This window comes from Butyrivibrio sp. ob235 (assembly GCF_900109475.1).
In the GTDB taxonomy this organism is placed as follows: domain Bacteria; phylum Bacillota; class Clostridia; order Lachnospirales; family Lachnospiraceae; genus Butyrivibrio.
Window position 1 is genome coordinate 13,611 of sequence record NZ_FOBE01000023.1, and the last position, 16,666, is coordinate 30,276.

Consider the following 16,666-nt stretch of genomic DNA (forward strand, 5'->3'; position numbering starts at 1 on the left):
CCCGCTCAAAATATAGGCATGAAAAAAGATCGGATTTATTTTTTCCGATCCTTTAACAGCATCATTTTTGCTCCCTAACTCATATTTTTTTGAGGTTACGGAGCATTTTCATTTAAACAAGTCATCTAGAACAACCTCATAAGCCACAATATCGCTATTAGGATTCCGCTTAATACCATAGGTTGTAACAAAAGTGCACCTTAGATCCTTCTTGATTTTCTCAGATGCTCTGAACATTGCCATTCTGTCTTTAACATCCTTAGCATACTTAGGCGTGATGATGTACTCATCCGACGAATATTTCATTTCACAGGTATTCATAACATCATCATTTCTATCTATAATCAGATCTATCTGACCACCATCCCATTCTGTTCCATCAGAATCTGTGAATGCCTTTCTACTCCATGCATAGGAATTGCTAAGAATGCCCGTTATTCCAAGCTTCGCCTTTATCTGTGGAATATGATTTAAGCATACCTGCTCAAAAGCATACCCAGACCATGCATTCTTTTTTCCTGTTTTTCCCAAGTTTGTCCAATAATGCTCGTCAGTGCCTGAGCTTCTCCCAACAAATCTCAGATAAAAAAGAGAAAACATATCCGTAAGCTGATAAACCTTAGCTCTTTGCTTCTTTCCAGGAGACATATAACATCTGATAAAATCACATGCAACAAGGTTATTGAGTATCTTCGTAAGCTCTCCACCAGTCAACTTGCAATTATCTGATATATCTTCTCTGGTAAGTCCAATCATCTTTGTTGATAAGTACTCTATAACACGTCTATAATTCAAACTATCCTTAAAGAGCGACCGAAAGAGAAAATCAAACTCCGGCTTTAATGGAGCATTGTTTGAAAAGAACAAAGTGTCAACATTTTCCGATAACGGCTTCTTGTTATTAAGCATATCAAGATAAAATGGAATGCCTCCAAATATCATGTATGTATCAAGGACAAGCTTTCTGCCATATTTCATTTTCTTGATATCATTCAGATACTGCTCCGTTTCTAACAATGTGAATGGAGCAAGATAAATAGGTCTACTGACACGACCATACAATCCACCTTTATCCCCAATAAATTTATCAACCATCCAAGTAGTTGCCGAGCCACAAACATACAGCTTTAGAAGTGTTTTCTTGCTCCTCCAACCATTCCAAAATGCCGAAAGCGCTGCCAGAAAATTGCTTTTAGCAGTATCCATCCAAGGAAGCTCATCAAGGAAAACAACTACTTTATCCTTTTTCAGTCCAAGCAGATACTCCTTCAAATTGTCAAAAGCCTCGAACCAATCCTTTGCCTCACCAGACTTATCCTTGGTATGTCTGTTAAGTTCCTTTTGAAATTCTGCTATTTGAACTTTGGCAGCAACCTTATGTTTTCCTGTATATTCAAAGTCAAAACGTTCTTCCAAAGTCTCACATATCAAATATGTTTTTCCAACACGGCGTCTTCCATAAACAGCAACAAGCTCTGATTTATTAGAATTGTAGTATTCTTCAAGCAGTGCGATCTCTTCAGTTCTTCCAATAAGATTCTTACTACGCATTTGTTTGTCTCCTCAAAACCTGTATTTCACGAAAAAATTATACAAATTTCAAGTCGGACATTCAAGTTATTTTTGCTCCCTAACTATTAAAAAAATTAAGTTAGGGAGCAAAAATGTTTTACATCAACTTGCGCAATCAGCCTTCAGCACCCTTTTCAGTTTCTATGAAAAGATCTGCCTTTAGAGGGCTTATCAAGATTGATACAAAAATTCTTATCACCAACGATGACATTGATTATTTAACAAGTATGTTAAACACATAAAATTTAGGATTTTCTATTAATGGAGAATCATGAGAAATAGCCGATAAATAACCTACCCCTCCAGACTTTCCGTAATTTAAAAAGAACCTCTGTAGCGGAAATACCACTACAGGGTCATAACATGTATGTCTCCATTCTATATTTCCATATCGAATTCCGAATATGGATTATAACCTTTAAGCACCTTCACAGCTTCATTTGATTTTTCCATGTCCATATTAAGGACTTTTAGGAGCTCTTCCGGTGGCATATTTATCCTTTTTTCATTAAGCACGTCTTCTATATCCTCACTATTTTCTTTATTCTCTACGGATTCTGAACCAGCAAAATCATCGCTATCCGCATCCCATTCATCCTGATATTTATCCATATATTTGGGATGAACATATTCTTCCTCATCACACCGGTATACCTCAAGACTCTTAAGAACCCCTCTTTTTAGGCGGATCATCCTCCTTGGAATATAAAGGTTTTTGTCACTATAATCCCCGGACTTTTTATAATTGGGATGCTTCTCCAGTGGATATTTTTTATCCATAAAAGGCTTCATAGATCTTATGAATACGATACAGTTTTCATTCTTCATCTGCTCAATCTCTGTTGTAGTCATAAGGTTTCTTCCAAGAGCCTGTGTAGTAACAGTATTTGAAGATGCCCTTCCCTTAGTATTTGATACATATCTGGTGGTTATTGTTTCTTTACCAAGCCGTTCAGATATCAGCTTAACTGTAGAAGGGTCAATCCCTCCAAGAAATAGCATTGTCTCGCAGTTTCCGACAAGTATTTCCCATTTCTTTTCAAACAGGCTCTCTATCTGGGCCTTGTTCTGATAAATAAGAGAGATTGCTATATTGTATTTTCTGCAGGTCGATATAATATTTTCAAGATGCGGTATGGTTCCCACATTACCAGCTTCATCTATGAGCATCCTGACATTCTGCTTTATTTCTACGTTTGTAGTGCCTTCCTTCTTTGCATTTGCATGGCCCTGCTTATAAAGGATGTCGAATAGCTGGGTATAGAGCTCTGCTGCTAAGAAATTATAGGTTGTACTTCCCTGGGGCGTAATGATAAAAAGAGCACATTTTTTCTGCCCTATCTCTTCTAGGTTCAGCTCATCCTTATATGTAAGATTCGAGATCTTACCAAGCTTGAAGAACCTTGAAAAAATAGCAAGGGTAGATATGATGATGTTCTGGGCTGTTGTACCCCTTCCGGCAGACTTAATAACTTTGTAGTTTGATACCGCATAGGAATCAGGATCTGCTTCCTCAAGATCTGCAAATAGCTTATCAAGCTCATCCATCTCAACGGTGTCTTCATCAACAACGTTCATGATCTCCATGAGCTTTACCACATTTGTGAAATTTCTTTTTTCCATGGGCTGAGTCTCAAAAAGATAACCGCAGATTGCTATTACAAGAGTTCTTGATGTTTCATCCCAGAATTTCGAATCTCCTCCCTTGGACTTCACTGGTCCTTCAATGTTTGATATAAGAGCATCCACCATAAGAGGGATATCTGCATCCTCATGGATATAATTAAACGGATTATATCTCATGGAATTGCTCATATCCTCGATATTAAGGTATTTAATCACGTATCCCTCATCCTCAAGCATCTTCCCGCAGCTCCTTAGAAGTTCCCCTGAAGGATCTGTTACAACAAACGACGAATTTGACTGCAAAAGGTTTGGTTTTACATAATACCTTGATTTACCGGTTCCTGAACCTCCAAGCACTATGGAGTTAAGGTTTAGCTGTGTAAATCTCGTATCTAGTGAAAGCGCAACCCTTTGGGAATAAAGCTGCGTGTTCATCCTTGCATAGGCTTTTTCGCTTGTATTAAAATTCTTTATCTTACATGTCTTTTTTCCATATCCGTTATTCTGCGTCCTGTATCTGTATTCAGAAAAAGCCATAAGCTCTTCCTTACTCAGATACTCCGCATAATTCCTCTTCTTAAGCATTCTTTGTTCCTGTTTTCCTTAGTATTCTGTATCGTATTACAAACTTTATGTAATCAGACAGCCCGATCTCGATTTTTCCCTCATCAAATCCCTGTCGCAAAATCTTTGGTGACATAATGAAATTCTTTGTAAGTCCCTCATAATTGGTGTTAAATGAACTCGAACCATACTCCTCCCCGGTTCTTGTCTTTTTCTTTGACATATATTTTGTATATTCATTTAACGAGTAGATTGCTCCAATAAGCCCTGCTACAAATACCATCCCCATGTCTGTTGGAAATATGCATAGTGCTCCCGGAATTTCAATGCTTATTTTTATAATCGGAATACATATGCTTCTGTTTGTATAAGCATCCTGCATCACATCTGCTATGTTACTTAAGAGATCCTTTCCCATGGATTCATAGTCTAGCCTCTCAGCGCCAATAAACGCCCCTAAATAAAGAGAAACGAGCATGACCCATAGAATCTTCCTTTTTAGTTCTTTTTTCGCTCTTTCGTCCTTTAATGGATCCGTAGCCATGTTTTTACCTCTCCCTTGTTATTCCTTTTTCCTTCTCCTTTTTCTTCTTTTCCTCTTTGGCCTGCGTTTTATCTCTCTCAGACTTTTGTTTTTGGATTTTATCCTCTTTGATATCCTGAGCTTCCTTTTCTTTTCTGGTCTTCTTACGATCTTTTTTATTCTCAGGTGTTTCAGGGTTTCTAATATCTTTATTATGTGCTTCCGACTCCCTCTTTCTTTCCATGTTCTTTTCAAGAAGTTCTTTTACAAGAGACTCATATTCTCTATCAACGCCTATTACGCTATTTCCGTTTTCTGCTTCATAGCTTTGATAAGGGATTTCCAACTCTTTAAGACTTTTCTTTATCTTTCCTGAATAAGCCCTTTCAACACTTATTAGAACTGTGTTTTCCTGAAGGTCATCATACAGGGCTTCTTTTTGTTTGTTTCTGTCAGTTACTTTTCTATACGCCTTTAAGACTTTATATGAATCATCCGGTATATCCGGATCATTGTTTTCTGATCTCCCCCTTGTAAGATATACAAACTCAGACTTTTCACCCGTTCCCTTTATCTGCATTTTGGCATAAGGTACTCTCATTTCCCTAAGCTGCTTTTCAAATGTATCTGCTTCGTAGTCCTTCATGAGCGATCCTTTTATCTGACCGCCTTTTTTCGCATGCGATAAAATAAGCTTCATACCAGAATCTATTTTCTTATCGTTAAATCTTTTGTCTTTACCCTGGGTAATGGTTTTTAAGACTTCAACCAGTGCTTTCATGGTCTCAGTTGCTGTCCTATTGTAAAGATCCATCTCCCTTAGTCCTATATCTTTTGTCTCCGCCATCTCTACTCTCCATACACTCTATTTTCGATATTTTCTTTTTCCTTAATCTGCTCAATCACAGCTGCGCTTCCTGCAGATACTCCCTTAAGTACAGCCGGATAAATAACTGTCGATGAAATAATCCCCATAAAAATTGAGCACAGAAGGCATAGCACCGATACCTTTGCCTTCGTGATCTTCTTTAGGTAAACAATGTCTGTTATCTTATCTCCGTTCTCCGTATAGGTATTCTTTTTATATAAATATTCCCCGGAAATTAGACTTATTACATCAATCACCGGAAGGATGCCTGCTCCCCCAAAGGTTAAAAGGTAGATAATTCCTTCAAGGATATGTCCCACTATAAATTTATGTATTCCAAGGACTCCAAAAAGAGCTGTCTTAATTGCATACGTATCAGGATCCATATTTGACTGTCTGTACCATTCTTTTTCTCCTGTAAGGCCCGTATCTATTCCAAATATCTTTTCTCTCCTGTACTTTCTGACATATGTATTACCATCCGTGTCTGTATAAGTGTTCTTATCCCCTGCTGGAATGCCTCTTTCTTCAAAAGCTTTAGTCAGCGCATATATCCTTGTAAGCAGATCATCATCTACCCTGTATCTTGGAATATCCTTAAAGCTAAGTTCTTCGCACTGGTCATCTTCTAGCACATAGGTTATTCCTTCATAACTGTATTCTTTTTCTTCACTGCTTTTCTTTACATCTACAATGCTTGTTTCTGCCTTAAGAAAATCAATCGCATCTAAGCAAAATGAAAATGCATCCTCAATATCAGATTTCTCTATTAATCCTTCGCTATATACTGCACCACTCTCACTAACAACTATTATTGCCTGGCTTCGATTAAATCCAAAATTTTTCTTTATTTCTGAAACAGGATCCTTTACTTTATCTGCTTTTCCTACAACCAGCACACCTTCGTTTGAATATAGGATTAGCTCAATATAAATATTCTTGCTTATATAAAAATCCGTGCTGTATAAGTTATCCTTTCCCCATTCATCAATCAGGATATCTTTATCAATCTCATCAAGAAGGTTTACCTTCATGGAAATATTTTTATTTTGTATTAGACTGTTTATTTTCATATGCATCCCTAGACAGCTCTATATATCCTTTGTTTATCTGTGCTCCGATATCCTCTGTTCCGTTCTCCTCATATAGCCTTATCATCTTCTGTGATGTATCTGGCTCTATCTCCTCTTCCTTCTTTTCTTTAATCCTTATTTCTATTCCGTCTTCCGAAATATCCTCTATCAGCTGCGCCGGCATTTCCTTAATTGTCTCATTTACTGCCTTTATATATTCCTCATCGATGTTCTCATCATAGGAGAGCCTTATCAGCTTATATTCAACATCCTTGTTCATTCTGTTTACTGAGAATATTTTGCTTCCCCCTGCCTTCTCGTAATTTGTCAGGATAACAATTACTATTAGCATTATGAGAACTGCTTTTATTCTGTTAGATCGCATTTGGTTACCGCCTTTTCTCTTTTTCTATATTTGAAATACCCCTAAATCCTATTTTTTTAAAAAACGCCATAAAAAAAGTGCACCTCCTTCAAAAGGAAATGCACTAACATTTTTTATATTTTAAATAGATATATTTTAAATAGATTTTATTCATCAACAATTTCGTATATCTTGTCAATTACTTCATCGATTGATATACCGCCCTGATCATAAGGGCATACAGCCAGGAACCTTTCTCCTTCATCTTCAAAAATAATAAAAGGAAAATCTGTTATTTCCTCGGAAAGCTTATCACCAATTTCTCCTGCATCCGCATCTGATGTTATATCAATAACAACGCAGTCCTCATTGTATTCAAAACTTCCGCCGCTGATCTTATTAAGTTCTATAGATATCCTTGATATTTCAACTGCAAAGTTTTCTGCTTTGGCATCATGTTCATAAAGAGGCTTTTTACAGATAGTCTCGTCAATATCAAAGGCATTACAATACTTTGTAGCCATGAATTTTAGTCCTCATTCTTAAAAAATTACATTTTATATTTATCACAAAATTTAATTCTATGATACTACTTTTTTTATATAGGCACTATATATAGTTACTATCGCATTGTGACAAATCTATTTATCATTTTTCTCAGAGGTGTTTTTATGGGCATGGTGTTTGATCCGCTCTGGGAAACTATGAAGAAAAAAGGTTTTTCCCAGTATCGATTGAAAAAAGAATATAATATCAGTCCTTCCGTATTTGAACGGTTTAAAAAGAACGAAAATGTAACCACAAATACTATTGCTATGTTTTGCCGGATTTTGGATTGTGAAGTTTCAGATATAGTTAAATACATTAAAGATTAAGGAGTATGCTTGTCCTTCCTGAATATGCATATTCCTATTTTATTGGTCTTTTGCTATTAAATATATTTTAAATATTCATATTTTAAATATATTTAATTATCCCATTTTTCATTTTTTTATTACATCATTTCTAAAATTAAAAATCTCAATTTGAAATATATCTATTTTAAATATATCTATTTCAAATAGATATATTTAATCCATTTAATATATACATATTTAAAATAGCTCTATTTATTATATTTTAGATATTTCTATTTTATATAGATATATTTTTTCTATTATAAATATTGATATTTTTAATAGATATATTTATAATATTCCTGAGGGCATTTTAAATATATCCATTTTTAATGTTTTAAATACATCTATTTTAAATATCTATATTTTATCTATTTTATATATACATATTTTAAATAGTTATATATTTAATATTTTAGATATTTATATTTTATATAGATATATTTTTTACATTATAAATATTGATATTTTTAATAGCCATATTTATAATATTTTAAATAGAGATATTTTATATACCGCTATTTTATATGTATTAAATATTTCTATTTTAAATATATCTATTTTTTATTATAAAAGTATTTTCACCCCGGCGTGAGAAAAGCAAATACAAATAGATATATTTTAAATATTTATATTTTTTATATACGTAATTGGGAGGACAGTATGGGAAAGACTTTAGGCGTAATAAATCAGAAGGGCGGCGTTGGTAAGACAACAACAACAATAGAGCTTGCCGCTGCTTTTGTTAATCAGAAAAAGAAGGTTCTTGTTATAGATCTCGATCAGCAGGGCAACCTTACAAAATATATCGATGCAGATCTTGAAACACCTACAATATTCGATGTTCTTCAGGCAGAATGCTCAACATTCGATGCGATCCAGACTTGTGGAAACTTCGATGTAATATCAAGCTCAAAGGAGCTTTCAAAGGCAGACAGAGCATTTACAGACTATCAGGATCTTTTCCTCTTAGAAGATGTAATAAAGCCGGTAAAGGACGAATATGATTTCATCCTCATAGATAACGGTCCTTCAAGATCAACACTTCTTACAATGACATATGTAGCTGCTGACGGACTTGTAATCCCCACAGAAGCAGATGATGGATCCCTTGATGGTATCTGGGAAGTACATAACGATCTGTCAAAGTACAGAGACGGTGATCACCCGGTATCACATGCAAAGATCGAAATGCTTATCCTTAACAAGTATGAAAACACTGTAATGCATTCAAATGCAAAGGAAGCACTTGAAGATATGTCTTCAGAGATATCTGATAAGCCGCTAATCGTAACAATAAGAAAAAGTATCATAGCAAGTGAGAGTAAGTCATTTAGACAGTCCATGCAGGAGTACAGTCCAAAGAACAACACAGCGGAAGATTTCAAGGATGCAGCAAAAAAACTGGTTAGGAGGTTAAAATAATGCCGTTATCAAAGAGAGAAAAGTTAAATCAGCTTAATGCAAAAAGAGCAAATGTAAGAAAAAATGCTCCCCAGGAAACTACTATCGTTGATGAAATGCTTGAAACCTATACCCAGACGAATGAGAAGAAAGAATCAAAGCCTGCTAAAGCAAAGAGCACTTCCAAGGCAGCTCCTAAAGAAGCTAAAAAGGAGCCTGTAAAGGAAGAGAAGAAAGCTCCTGTAGAAGAAGCTGCTCCCATCATGAATGAGCCTGTAGTAGCAGAAGTACCTGCAGAAACCGATAAAGCGGAAGAGGATAAGATCCCAGTAGTTGAAGAAAGCATTGTTGTTCCTCAGACACTTATAAATGTAACCGATAAATCAGCCGTTGGAAGACCAAAGAGACCTGGCGTTTACAAAATGGCTTCAATAAAGCTAAAAGAAGAGAATTATATCTACGGAAAAGCCATCGGCGGAGTATATGGTGGTCTGACAGGATATATTAACTATCTGATCGAACAGGACAGAAAAAATCATAAAGCAAATTAAGATAAATCAGGATACCGTTTGGTATCCTTTTTTTATTTTCATAAAAAGATGGTATTTCATATTTAGGAGTGATGATTTTTTATTGACTGATATGGTCATATATTAAAATGGATTTTCTGGTCCAGAAAGAAATGTATGTAGGAGGATAATTGATTTATTTATATATACTTAAAAATAATAATATTAATACTTTAATACTTAAGGAGAAAAAGAAGCAGCAATAGTGCGGGCTGCGAGGATTAATATGAACGTTTATACCAAAAAGATGAACATCTATACCAATTAAAGTGAACGTTTGAACCAAAGCAAAATGCACGTTTAGACCAATGCTGGCGCACGTTTCTACCAAGCAAAATGAACGTATTTACCAGTAAAATAGCGATTTAGCGCACGTCTGTACCAATATAGAGGCACCTATTATGAACGTATTTACCAATAAAAGCCCTTAAAATGAACGTTTCTACCAATGATTTTTGTGGATACTGTGGAAAAATCAATAAAGATGAACTTCTGTACCAATGTGTTTTAATGAACGTTTATACCAATATAAAAAAACACAATATTTTGTGATACAAAAAAATGAGATTACAATTATTTGTCTATTGACCGGTACGGTCACGGTCAATTAATTGGTATAAACGTTCATTTTAAATATATTTTGGTATAAACGTTCACTTTAAAACCCCCTAAAATGGCGCTTTCTTTAAAATTTCATTGGTACAAACGTTCATTTTGGACCCGGAGAGTACAATTAATTACTAATTATTGGTATAAATGTTCATTTTTGGGAGAATCTAACATTTCGATAAATCCTCACATTGGTAAATTCGTTCATTTTACGCCCGGATAATACCTGCATATACGCCTTCAATGGTATAAAAGTTCATTATAAAAAAAGAGAGTAGCCGCGCCACTCCCTGATATTAGCTATTTATTGGAACTACACCTATTGTACGTGTAGCTTTTTTCTGTTTTAAGACATCCTCATGAACATGCGTATTTATGTAGAAATCAAATCCAACGACCTCTCTGCCTTGTTTTACAGGTTTTACGCATTTCTCCGGATCATCAGATTCATATGGAATATAATACTCCGTCTTATCAGATATCTCATCACAGGCGATCTTAATGATTCTCTGTCTTAGCATTGATACGCTAGAATACTTTTCCATAGGCTTTTTATTCTCATCAAGAACAAGTTCGCCCCTGCGGTCTGTCTTATAAAGCATACATGCATCAATGATTGTTTGCTTATTAAGCGTGATTCTTGTACCATCTACAGGAAGGAGCTTAGTCTTAAGGCTTTCCTGGATAAGCTCAAATACGCGAAGAGCATATATTGAGTTCATCTGCAGGGTATTATCGAGTGAATACTGGGTATAATATCCCTTCTGTACAAGACCAAGGAGGAATGGAGCCAGCTTATCATTTAGCATGATAAGGATCTTCTTAGTCCTTGCATTGTATTCGCACTGTGAAACCCACTGGTATTTGATCCAGCTTCCATCATCAGATACGATTTCAAGCTGCTTTTTCATGATACCGTCGCAGATAGCTTTTGCGTTATGATACATATTGACAGAATCGGAGTTGCCGACAAGCTTTGCAAGTTCTCCCGGGGACAACGAATAAGGCTTAAATTCAAGGTCATTTCCTATGATCTGCATCATAATGATCCTGATAAGCTTTGCTTCTGTCAGAGAAAGGTCCTGCCTTCCCCTTATCATGGTATTGGATTGGACGACCTGATTGCGCACGTCCATCGAGATTTGTGAATAAGTTAACTGCCCCGTATCGTCTTCGTAAAACATACCTGCTCCCCTTTTCTTTATGTATTATAACAGATTAGAGTCGTGTACATTGGTATAAACGTTCATTTTCAAAAAATATTTTTTGGCTTGTTCATTTTAAAATGCTTAAACTATGCGGTTTTGAGTCTCTTTTAGAAAACCTTGTGCATTTACGTAATCCCCGTAGGAGTCACTTATAGACAGGTCTGTCCAGGGAAAAATCTTCTCGATTTCTTTTGAAAGAAGAGAAGATGTACCACCTATAAAAACAATCTTCATGTTTTCAATTGGCCATCCGTTTTTCTTACATTCATTTAAAATCCTAAGGACATGTTCTTCTTTACACTTTGAAATGATAGATGAGCTCTTTTCTGGATTACTGTGAATAAAGCCGTCTCTTAGGATCTTGTTCATAAGGATATCGTTTAGCTGTATATCGCAGCCTGATTCAAGCTCTGCCTTAATCCTGTTTGTAAGGATATGTCCGCCTTCATCAAGCGTAAACATGGAATTTACATCAGCCTTTGGGATCATGTTCTCATAGATGCAGCAGTTGGCGTTAAGTCCACCTATATCGATAACACCTATGGTGTCATTTCCATATTCCTCAGAGTTAAGATAAACTGCCCCTGATGATTCCGGGAACACAAATGATCTTTTTATGGTAAAGCTGGTAGGTTTTCTGTTAATTGTGATGCTTACCTGCTTTCCGTGCGGAACGATGAATTCCTTGTAAGCTTTTCTTGATTTTGGGTTCATATATATTGAAAGAGGGCATCCTATTCCTATGTTTACATGATCCCCATTTGCTACTAAGTTCCCGATTGCAGTATAAGTTGATACCCTGTGGATATCGGATTTCTTGGATCTGTTTGGATCCCAGGATGTTGCCTGCCTTCCTACAAGGTATTTTTTTCCTTCAAAAAGGACAGAGTAGGAGTCAAGATCTCCCAAGTTTTCCTTTCCTTCATCCATTCTTGTAAGAAACTTCATGGTAGATATATTACCCTGATTTCTTTCGATGCAGGCCTTGGTAGCATATTTTCCGCTATCAACGGCCAGAGTCTGTATAGTCATAGTTTCCTCCGGTTAATATCTTTTCTTTAATAAACTGTTCAAAATTGATGGTATCTTTGTTCTCGTAATCACCTTCATATAAAGTGATGACTTCTTCGTAAAGGGTGTCATAGTCACCTTCCATCTCAAGCTCTGTCCAATAGGAGTGCAGTGATTTCTTTTTACTGTCAGGGCAGAGGGATAGGATATAATCCCTTGCAAAATCGATCATCATCTTCTTTGTTATGTCCAAATCATCTAAAGCATATGTAGCTGCCGGTTCTTCCTTTATTTCTGGAAGGATCACTTCTGTTAAAACCGGTGATGTTTTCTTTACTGATTGGTCTAAAGGTTCATTTTTAGGAATTGAGTAAGGACTAGGAAGCCCAAGACAAGGGTCAGATGTCATGCAGGCTTCCTTTATTGTGTCAATAAATCTGTCGGCATTCCTTACATCCCAACCAGAGCCATACATCCGGGTCCAGAATGCAAAAAGCTCTGAAGTGACATAGGACTTTTTGTGTCCCAGTCGTTTCAGGAATTCATATGCTGTTTTCTGAGAAGGAACATCCATATTGAATGTTAGTGATACGCGCCTATGTTGTTCAGACATATCTAATTCCTTTCTGTATTTCCAAATATGAGATACCACCGGTTTTTTATTTTTTAAAAAGAAAATGTGAAAAAGTATCAGAAAAGTGAAAAAAGCATGGGAAAAGTGCAAAAAACAGTACTTTCTCACACTTTCCATAAGAAAAGTGCAAAAAGGGGCATTTTTTCACACTTTCTAGAACGATCTTTGGGAGAAGAGAGCTGCAACAGGGGAGAACACTGATAGATACGGGACTTTTGGGAAAGTTGCTAATGAAGGAAAGGTATCTATAAAAATATACTTTCCTTTACAAGCACAGGGTGACTTGTCAAAATTGACAACTCACCCGCTTGCTCAGGCTCTGCCCGAGACCCGGTAGGAAAAGCAGGAGCTTTTCCATGTCAGAAAAATCTGACATTCAAACGCAAAGCGTTTATTTTATGGGGTATTTCATATAGGGAGGAGTTTTTATGCTAAATACAATGAATATTGCTATAAGCGATGAAATGAAAGAACGAATTGAAAAAAGGGCAGCTGCCCTGGGGATATCGAGATCAGAGTATGTAAGAAGGTGTATAGCAAGTGACCTTGGGGAAGAACTTTTTACTGATGGACCTGAAGAACAGCCAAGAAACATGGTAAGGATATACCTTACTGATGAAAGGGAAGAAGTAATAAGTGACATGGCAAAAGAATATGGCATGAGCATAAGAGAGTACCTTACAAGAGTAGCTTCTTTATCAATGCCGCCAAGACCCCAGATCTGTATTGATGATCTTAACCTTCTTGGGAATGCTGTAAATGACTTTACGGAGAGCATAAGCATTACCTGCGGGGAAATCCTTAGAACCGGTGAAGCTAATAAGAAGGATATCGATGAAATAAGGAAAGTCTGCATGGAGGTAAGAAGTCTCTTTAATAAGAAGTTTGTCACAGAGCATGAAGACAGAAAAAGGCTTTATGCAGAGGTAAAAGGAAAGATCATAGCTGATGATGAACTTATAAGGAAGGGACTTAGAAGCTGATGGGAGTTTTAAGAGTTAAAAGCTATCATTCAGGAAAAGCTCTAAGTAATGGTCTTAATTATGCCCAGGATAAGGAAAAGACTAAATACAAGGATCTGGAAATAGAAAATGCCCTTTCCTATGCTGCTGATATAAATAAGACCATCTTGGAAAATGAGGACGGATCGGTGCACCTCGTATCAGGTCATAACTGCCAGCCGGAAAACGCAAAGAAGAGTTTTGATTTATGCAGGGAAAAATATCTTTCAAATGGCAATATGGAAACACCTAAGAAAATCACAACAAAGAGGCTCTTTAGGGCAAAGCTTGATGAAAAGGGTGAGATAGTAAGAGATCCTAGCGGGAACATGATATTTGATGAAAACGCACCTGTATATCATGACAAGGAGACAGGGAAAGCTGTTTATGAAAAGATAGAGACTCTAAGTAAGCCCCGCCTTGCCTACATGTGGATGATGAGTTTTCCGGGGAAGAAGGAGCTTGGGTATGAAATCTCTCCTGAAAAGGTCCATGAAATAGGGATAAAGTTTTGCAAGGAGTTTTTACCGGATTATGCAGCAACCATTTCAACCCATATAAATACGGAGCATTACCACAACCACATCGTAAGCTGTGCCTATGACATGGCTGGAACTAGAAAGTACGATGACTGCTTAAATAACCTTAACAGGGCTAGGAAGATCTGCGACGAATTATCCATAGAGTACGGACTTCCAATAATCCTTAATCCTTCAAAGGATAAGGACCTTAGCTGGAGTGAGTGGAAGAGCAGGAAGGATGGAATTAGCTGGAAGGATGATCTAAGAAGGGATATAAAGACTGCGGTTAGTTTGTCAGATAGTTTTTCTGAATATAAGGACATACTAAAAAGGGCAGGGTATGAGCTTAGGATCACAAAGAACTCTATTACATATCATGTGCCGGAAGCCCGGTTTGGGAAAAAGTATGCCTGCAGGGATAATAAGCTTTCTCTTTCAGATGATGACTTTGATTATTCAAAAAAGGGGATTGAAGAATACTTCCTTAGAAAAAGGGAAAAGGACCTCAAACCTGTAAGAAAAAGGGGACATCTGTACCATACAAATATCCAGAGATATAACCTTGATGAGAAAAGAAGGTCTGACCTTGAAATATGTTTTGTGGAAGGGCTTAAGGCAGTCAGCTTTGTAAGGAACAAAATAAAGGAGTTTTCTGTAGAAAAAGCTGGAAGGCCTATAGATGCAGATAAAAAGATGGACCTGAATACGGCCTTTAAAAAGCTTTCCCAATATGGGATTGATGATCCTGATAAACTCTATGAACTGTTAAATGCGAAGGAAAAAGAAAAGGAAGGCTTGCAGGAAGATCTTTATGACAGCCAGATATCATCAGCCTATGACCACAAGATCCTTAAAATAATAAATGAGATAAAAAGGTGCGAAGATGAGCTAAAAAAAGAGGGGATATCTACAGACAATCTTTACCTTCATGATTATGAGTTTTCTGAGATAAGAGACAGCAGCGCCTTATTTGATCCCATGAAGCCCTTTGAAAAGAAACTTCTATATAATGAGCTTTTAAAAAATCCAAATTTTAAACTCACCTTTTCCTTCGATAAGCTAACAAGGAAAGAGGGAAGGGACGCTTTAAGGTATCTTCAAAATAATAGCAGCGATAAGCCGGATATCCTTATTAACTCATATCTCGACAGAGATAAGAAGCTTAGACTTAAATATGAAAATATCTATAAAGCCTCAGATAAAAAACTTAAAAGGAAATCCGAAGGAAGAGCTGCTACAGCTCCCCAGGTAAAAATGATACGGGATCTTCTTAATGGAAGGAGTGTAAATCAGGATAAAAGGACTGAGATAGAAAGATCAGGAATTGACCTTTCTAACCTTTCTTTTTATGAGGCTCACAGGATAATAGGTTACCTTAAGGATGGCTTTAAAGCTTCAAATAAAAAGGAAGTGTTAGAAAAGCCAACGGCAAACCTTATAAAAGAAGTATCTGAGCTTTCAAAGATAAGAGGGTATAAAGGCGCATATGACGTTGGCTCTATGGATATGAAGACCATGATAAATCTAAGGACCTTTCTTTTATATAAGGACAAAAGACCTGAGTTTATAAAGAGTATTGCTGAAATAAAAAGAGGTGAGAAGGATGAACTCTTTGAATATTCCCTTTCTAAGGTTCCTGAAAGACATAGGGAAACAGTTAAAAGGAAGAGGGATCTTCTAAATAAGCTAAAGGGCATGGGGATAGAGAGGGATTCTTTTAATGATATAAGGGTAAGATCCATAGATAATGCTACAAAGGCGGAGGATCTAAAAGAAAAGCTTTCTGTTGTCTCCCGTGAGTATAAGGAATTAAAACAGATATCTAATCTTTATCATTCTCATGACAGATTTAAGGACCATGAAAAAGGACTTGATTACAAAAAGCGGGATGAAAAAGAGAAGATCAGACAAAATAAAGAAAATCTTAAGAAATCCAGGGAAGAAAAGAAGAGAGATGGAAGAAACGCAGATGTGACGCGGAGTTTCCGCTAACGTAATTGTTTACGATCAATCGCATGTAATCAAAATTACCCGTTTGTCAAGCAAAAAAATGAAAAAGTTTGATTATTTTCCTTGACACGGTCCCGCGTGTTGCCTTACTATGGGCATCGGGTCAAAAAAAGACCGCCATTATTAAATTATAGTTTTAAAATGAGGTCTTGTGGAAAAAGCCTTTTTGCGCTGTATTTCCGTTTTGTAACTGATAATTGATTTTTCTGAGGA

At 36.4% G+C, this 16,666-nt stretch carries 15 protein-coding genes; 5 read left to right on the plus strand and 10 right to left on the minus strand.

Going from position 1 to position 16,666, the window contains the following annotated elements; all coding sequences use genetic code 11:
- Positions 1-108: 108 nt before the first annotated feature.
- The 7 genes from BMW61_RS14650 to BMW61_RS14680 form a co-directional block, all read right to left on the minus strand.
- Positions 109-1,551 (minus strand): AAA family ATPase, encoded by a 1,443-nt coding sequence (locus BMW61_RS14650; protein ID WP_091823383.1) that lies wholly within the window; start codon positions 1,549-1,551, stop codon positions 109-111.
- A gap of 399 nt (positions 1,552-1,950) precedes the next feature.
- Positions 1,951-3,783 (minus strand): VirD4-like conjugal transfer protein, CD1115 family, encoded by a 1,833-nt coding sequence (locus BMW61_RS14655; RefSeq protein ID WP_091823386.1) that lies wholly within the window; start codon positions 3,781-3,783, stop codon positions 1,951-1,953.
- Positions 3,776-4,306 carry a hypothetical protein gene (locus BMW61_RS14660; protein ID WP_091823389.1) on the minus strand — a complete coding sequence of 177 codons (531 nt, stop codon included), beginning with the start codon at positions 4,304-4,306 and terminating at the stop codon, positions 3,776-3,778. The genes BMW61_RS14655 and BMW61_RS14660 overlap by 8 nt, the downstream gene beginning before the upstream one ends.
- A gap of 4 nt (positions 4,307-4,310) precedes the next feature.
- Complete coding sequence (locus tag BMW61_RS14665) at positions 4,311-5,132, minus strand: hypothetical protein (RefSeq protein ID WP_091823393.1); 822 nt, start codon at positions 5,130-5,132, stop codon at positions 4,311-4,313.
- A 2-nt stretch (positions 5,133-5,134) separates the two neighbouring features.
- Complete coding sequence (locus BMW61_RS14670; protein WP_175475234.1) at positions 5,135-6,226, minus strand: TM2 domain-containing protein; 1,092 nt, start codon at positions 6,224-6,226, stop codon at positions 5,135-5,137.
- The gene (locus tag BMW61_RS14675; protein ID WP_091823399.1) at positions 6,198-6,611 is read right to left on the minus strand and encodes a hypothetical protein; all 414 of its coding nucleotides are present in this window, start codon (positions 6,609-6,611) and stop codon (positions 6,198-6,200) included. Before BMW61_RS14675 ends, BMW61_RS14670 begins: the two co-directional genes overlap by 29 nt.
- Positions 6,612-6,757: 146 nt before the next feature.
- Entirely contained in the window at positions 6,758-7,114 is a 357-nt protein-coding gene (locus BMW61_RS14680; RefSeq protein WP_091823402.1) for a hypothetical protein, read from the minus strand.
- Between the two features lie 147 nt (positions 7,115-7,261).
- On the opposite strand from BMW61_RS14680, the gene BMW61_RS14685 reads away from it, so the two are divergent.
- The 3 genes from BMW61_RS14685 to BMW61_RS14695 all read left to right on the plus strand — a co-directional run bounded on the left by BMW61_RS14685 (position 7,262) and on the right by BMW61_RS14695 (position 9,441).
- Entirely contained in the window at positions 7,262-7,465 is a 204-nt protein-coding gene (locus BMW61_RS14685; protein ID WP_242876756.1) for a helix-turn-helix domain-containing protein, read from the plus strand.
- A 684-nt stretch (positions 7,466-8,149) separates the two neighbouring features.
- The gene (locus tag BMW61_RS14690; protein ID WP_091823404.1) at positions 8,150-8,911 is read left to right on the plus strand and encodes a ParA family protein; all 762 of its coding nucleotides are present in this window, start codon (positions 8,150-8,152) and stop codon (positions 8,909-8,911) included.
- Positions 8,911-9,441: a hypothetical protein gene (locus BMW61_RS14695; protein WP_091823407.1), complete on the plus strand. Its 531-nt coding sequence runs from the start codon at positions 8,911-8,913 to the stop codon at positions 9,439-9,441. Before BMW61_RS14690 ends, BMW61_RS14695 begins: the two co-directional genes overlap by 1 nt.
- A gap of 923 nt (positions 9,442-10,364) precedes the next feature.
- Here BMW61_RS14695 and BMW61_RS14700 read toward each other — a convergent pair.
- From BMW61_RS14700 to BMW61_RS14710, 3 genes are all read right to left on the minus strand, one after another.
- Complete coding sequence (locus tag BMW61_RS14700; protein WP_091823410.1) at positions 10,365-11,252, minus strand: replication initiation protein; 888 nt, start codon at positions 11,250-11,252, stop codon at positions 10,365-10,367.
- Between the two features lie 105 nt (positions 11,253-11,357).
- Positions 11,358-12,308 (minus strand): ParM/StbA family protein, encoded by a 951-nt coding sequence (locus BMW61_RS14705; protein WP_091823413.1) that lies wholly within the window; start codon positions 12,306-12,308, stop codon positions 11,358-11,360.
- Positions 12,283-12,900 (minus strand): hypothetical protein, encoded by a 618-nt coding sequence (locus BMW61_RS14710; protein WP_139176347.1) that lies wholly within the window; start codon positions 12,898-12,900, stop codon positions 12,283-12,285. The genes BMW61_RS14705 and BMW61_RS14710 overlap by 26 nt, the downstream gene beginning before the upstream one ends.
- 449 nt (positions 12,901-13,349) lie before the next feature.
- Here BMW61_RS14710 and BMW61_RS14715 point away from each other — a divergent pair, with 449 nt between their 5' ends.
- Together BMW61_RS14715 and BMW61_RS14720 are read left to right on the plus strand one after the other, a co-directional pair.
- Complete coding sequence (locus tag BMW61_RS14715; RefSeq protein ID WP_091823418.1) at positions 13,350-13,904, plus strand: ribbon-helix-helix domain-containing protein; 555 nt, start codon at positions 13,350-13,352, stop codon at positions 13,902-13,904.
- Positions 13,904-16,435 carry a relaxase/mobilization nuclease domain-containing protein gene (locus BMW61_RS14720; protein ID WP_091823421.1) on the plus strand — a complete coding sequence of 844 codons (2,532 nt, stop codon included), beginning with the start codon at positions 13,904-13,906 and terminating at the stop codon, positions 16,433-16,435. Before BMW61_RS14715 ends, BMW61_RS14720 begins: the two co-directional genes overlap by 1 nt.
- The last annotated feature ends 231 nt before the right edge of the window (positions 16,436-16,666 follow it).

Bases quoted from the DNA above. Each gene is read 5' to 3' on its own strand.
- BMW61_RS14660 (WP_091823389.1), bottom strand. From the start codon at position 4,306: ATGGCTACGGATCCATTAAAGGACGAAAGAGCGAAAAAAGAACTAAAA.
- BMW61_RS14720 (WP_091823421.1), top strand. From the start codon at position 13,904: ATGGGAGTTTTAAGAGTTAAAAGCTATCATTCAGGAAAAGCTCTAAGT.
- BMW61_RS14650 (WP_091823383.1), bottom strand. From the start codon at position 1,551: ATGCGTAGTAAGAATCTTATTGGAAGAACTGAAGAGATCGCACTGCTT.
- BMW61_RS14655 (WP_091823386.1), bottom strand. From the start codon at position 3,783: ATGCTTAAGAAGAGGAATTATGCGGAGTATCTGAGTAAGGAAGAGCTT.
- BMW61_RS14695 (WP_091823407.1), top strand. From the start codon at position 8,911: ATGCCGTTATCAAAGAGAGAAAAGTTAAATCAGCTTAATGCAAAAAGA.
- BMW61_RS14690 (WP_091823404.1), top strand. From the start codon at position 8,150: ATGGGAAAGACTTTAGGCGTAATAAATCAGAAGGGCGGCGTTGGTAAG.
- BMW61_RS14710 (WP_139176347.1), bottom strand. From the start codon at position 12,900: ATGTCTGAACAACATAGGCGCGTATCACTAACATTCAATATGGATGTT.
- BMW61_RS14705 (WP_091823413.1), bottom strand. From the start codon at position 12,308: ATGACTATACAGACTCTGGCCGTTGATAGCGGAAAATATGCTACCAAG.
- BMW61_RS14675 (WP_091823399.1), bottom strand. From the start codon at position 6,611: ATGCGATCTAACAGAATAAAAGCAGTTCTCATAATGCTAATAGTAATT.
- BMW61_RS14670 (WP_175475234.1), bottom strand. From the start codon at position 6,226: ATGAAAATAAACAGTCTAATACAAAATAAAAATATTTCCATGAAGGTA.
- BMW61_RS14700 (WP_091823410.1), bottom strand. From the start codon at position 11,252: ATGTTTTACGAAGACGATACGGGGCAGTTAACTTATTCACAAATCTCG.
- BMW61_RS14685 (WP_242876756.1), top strand. From the start codon at position 7,262: ATGGGCATGGTGTTTGATCCGCTCTGGGAAACTATGAAGAAAAAAGGT.
- BMW61_RS14665 (WP_091823393.1), bottom strand. From the start codon at position 5,132: ATGGCGGAGACAAAAGATATAGGACTAAGGGAGATGGATCTTTACAAT.
- BMW61_RS14715 (WP_091823418.1), top strand. From the start codon at position 13,350: ATGCTAAATACAATGAATATTGCTATAAGCGATGAAATGAAAGAACGA.
- BMW61_RS14680 (WP_091823402.1), bottom strand. From the start codon at position 7,114: ATGGCTACAAAGTATTGTAATGCCTTTGATATTGACGAGACTATCTGT.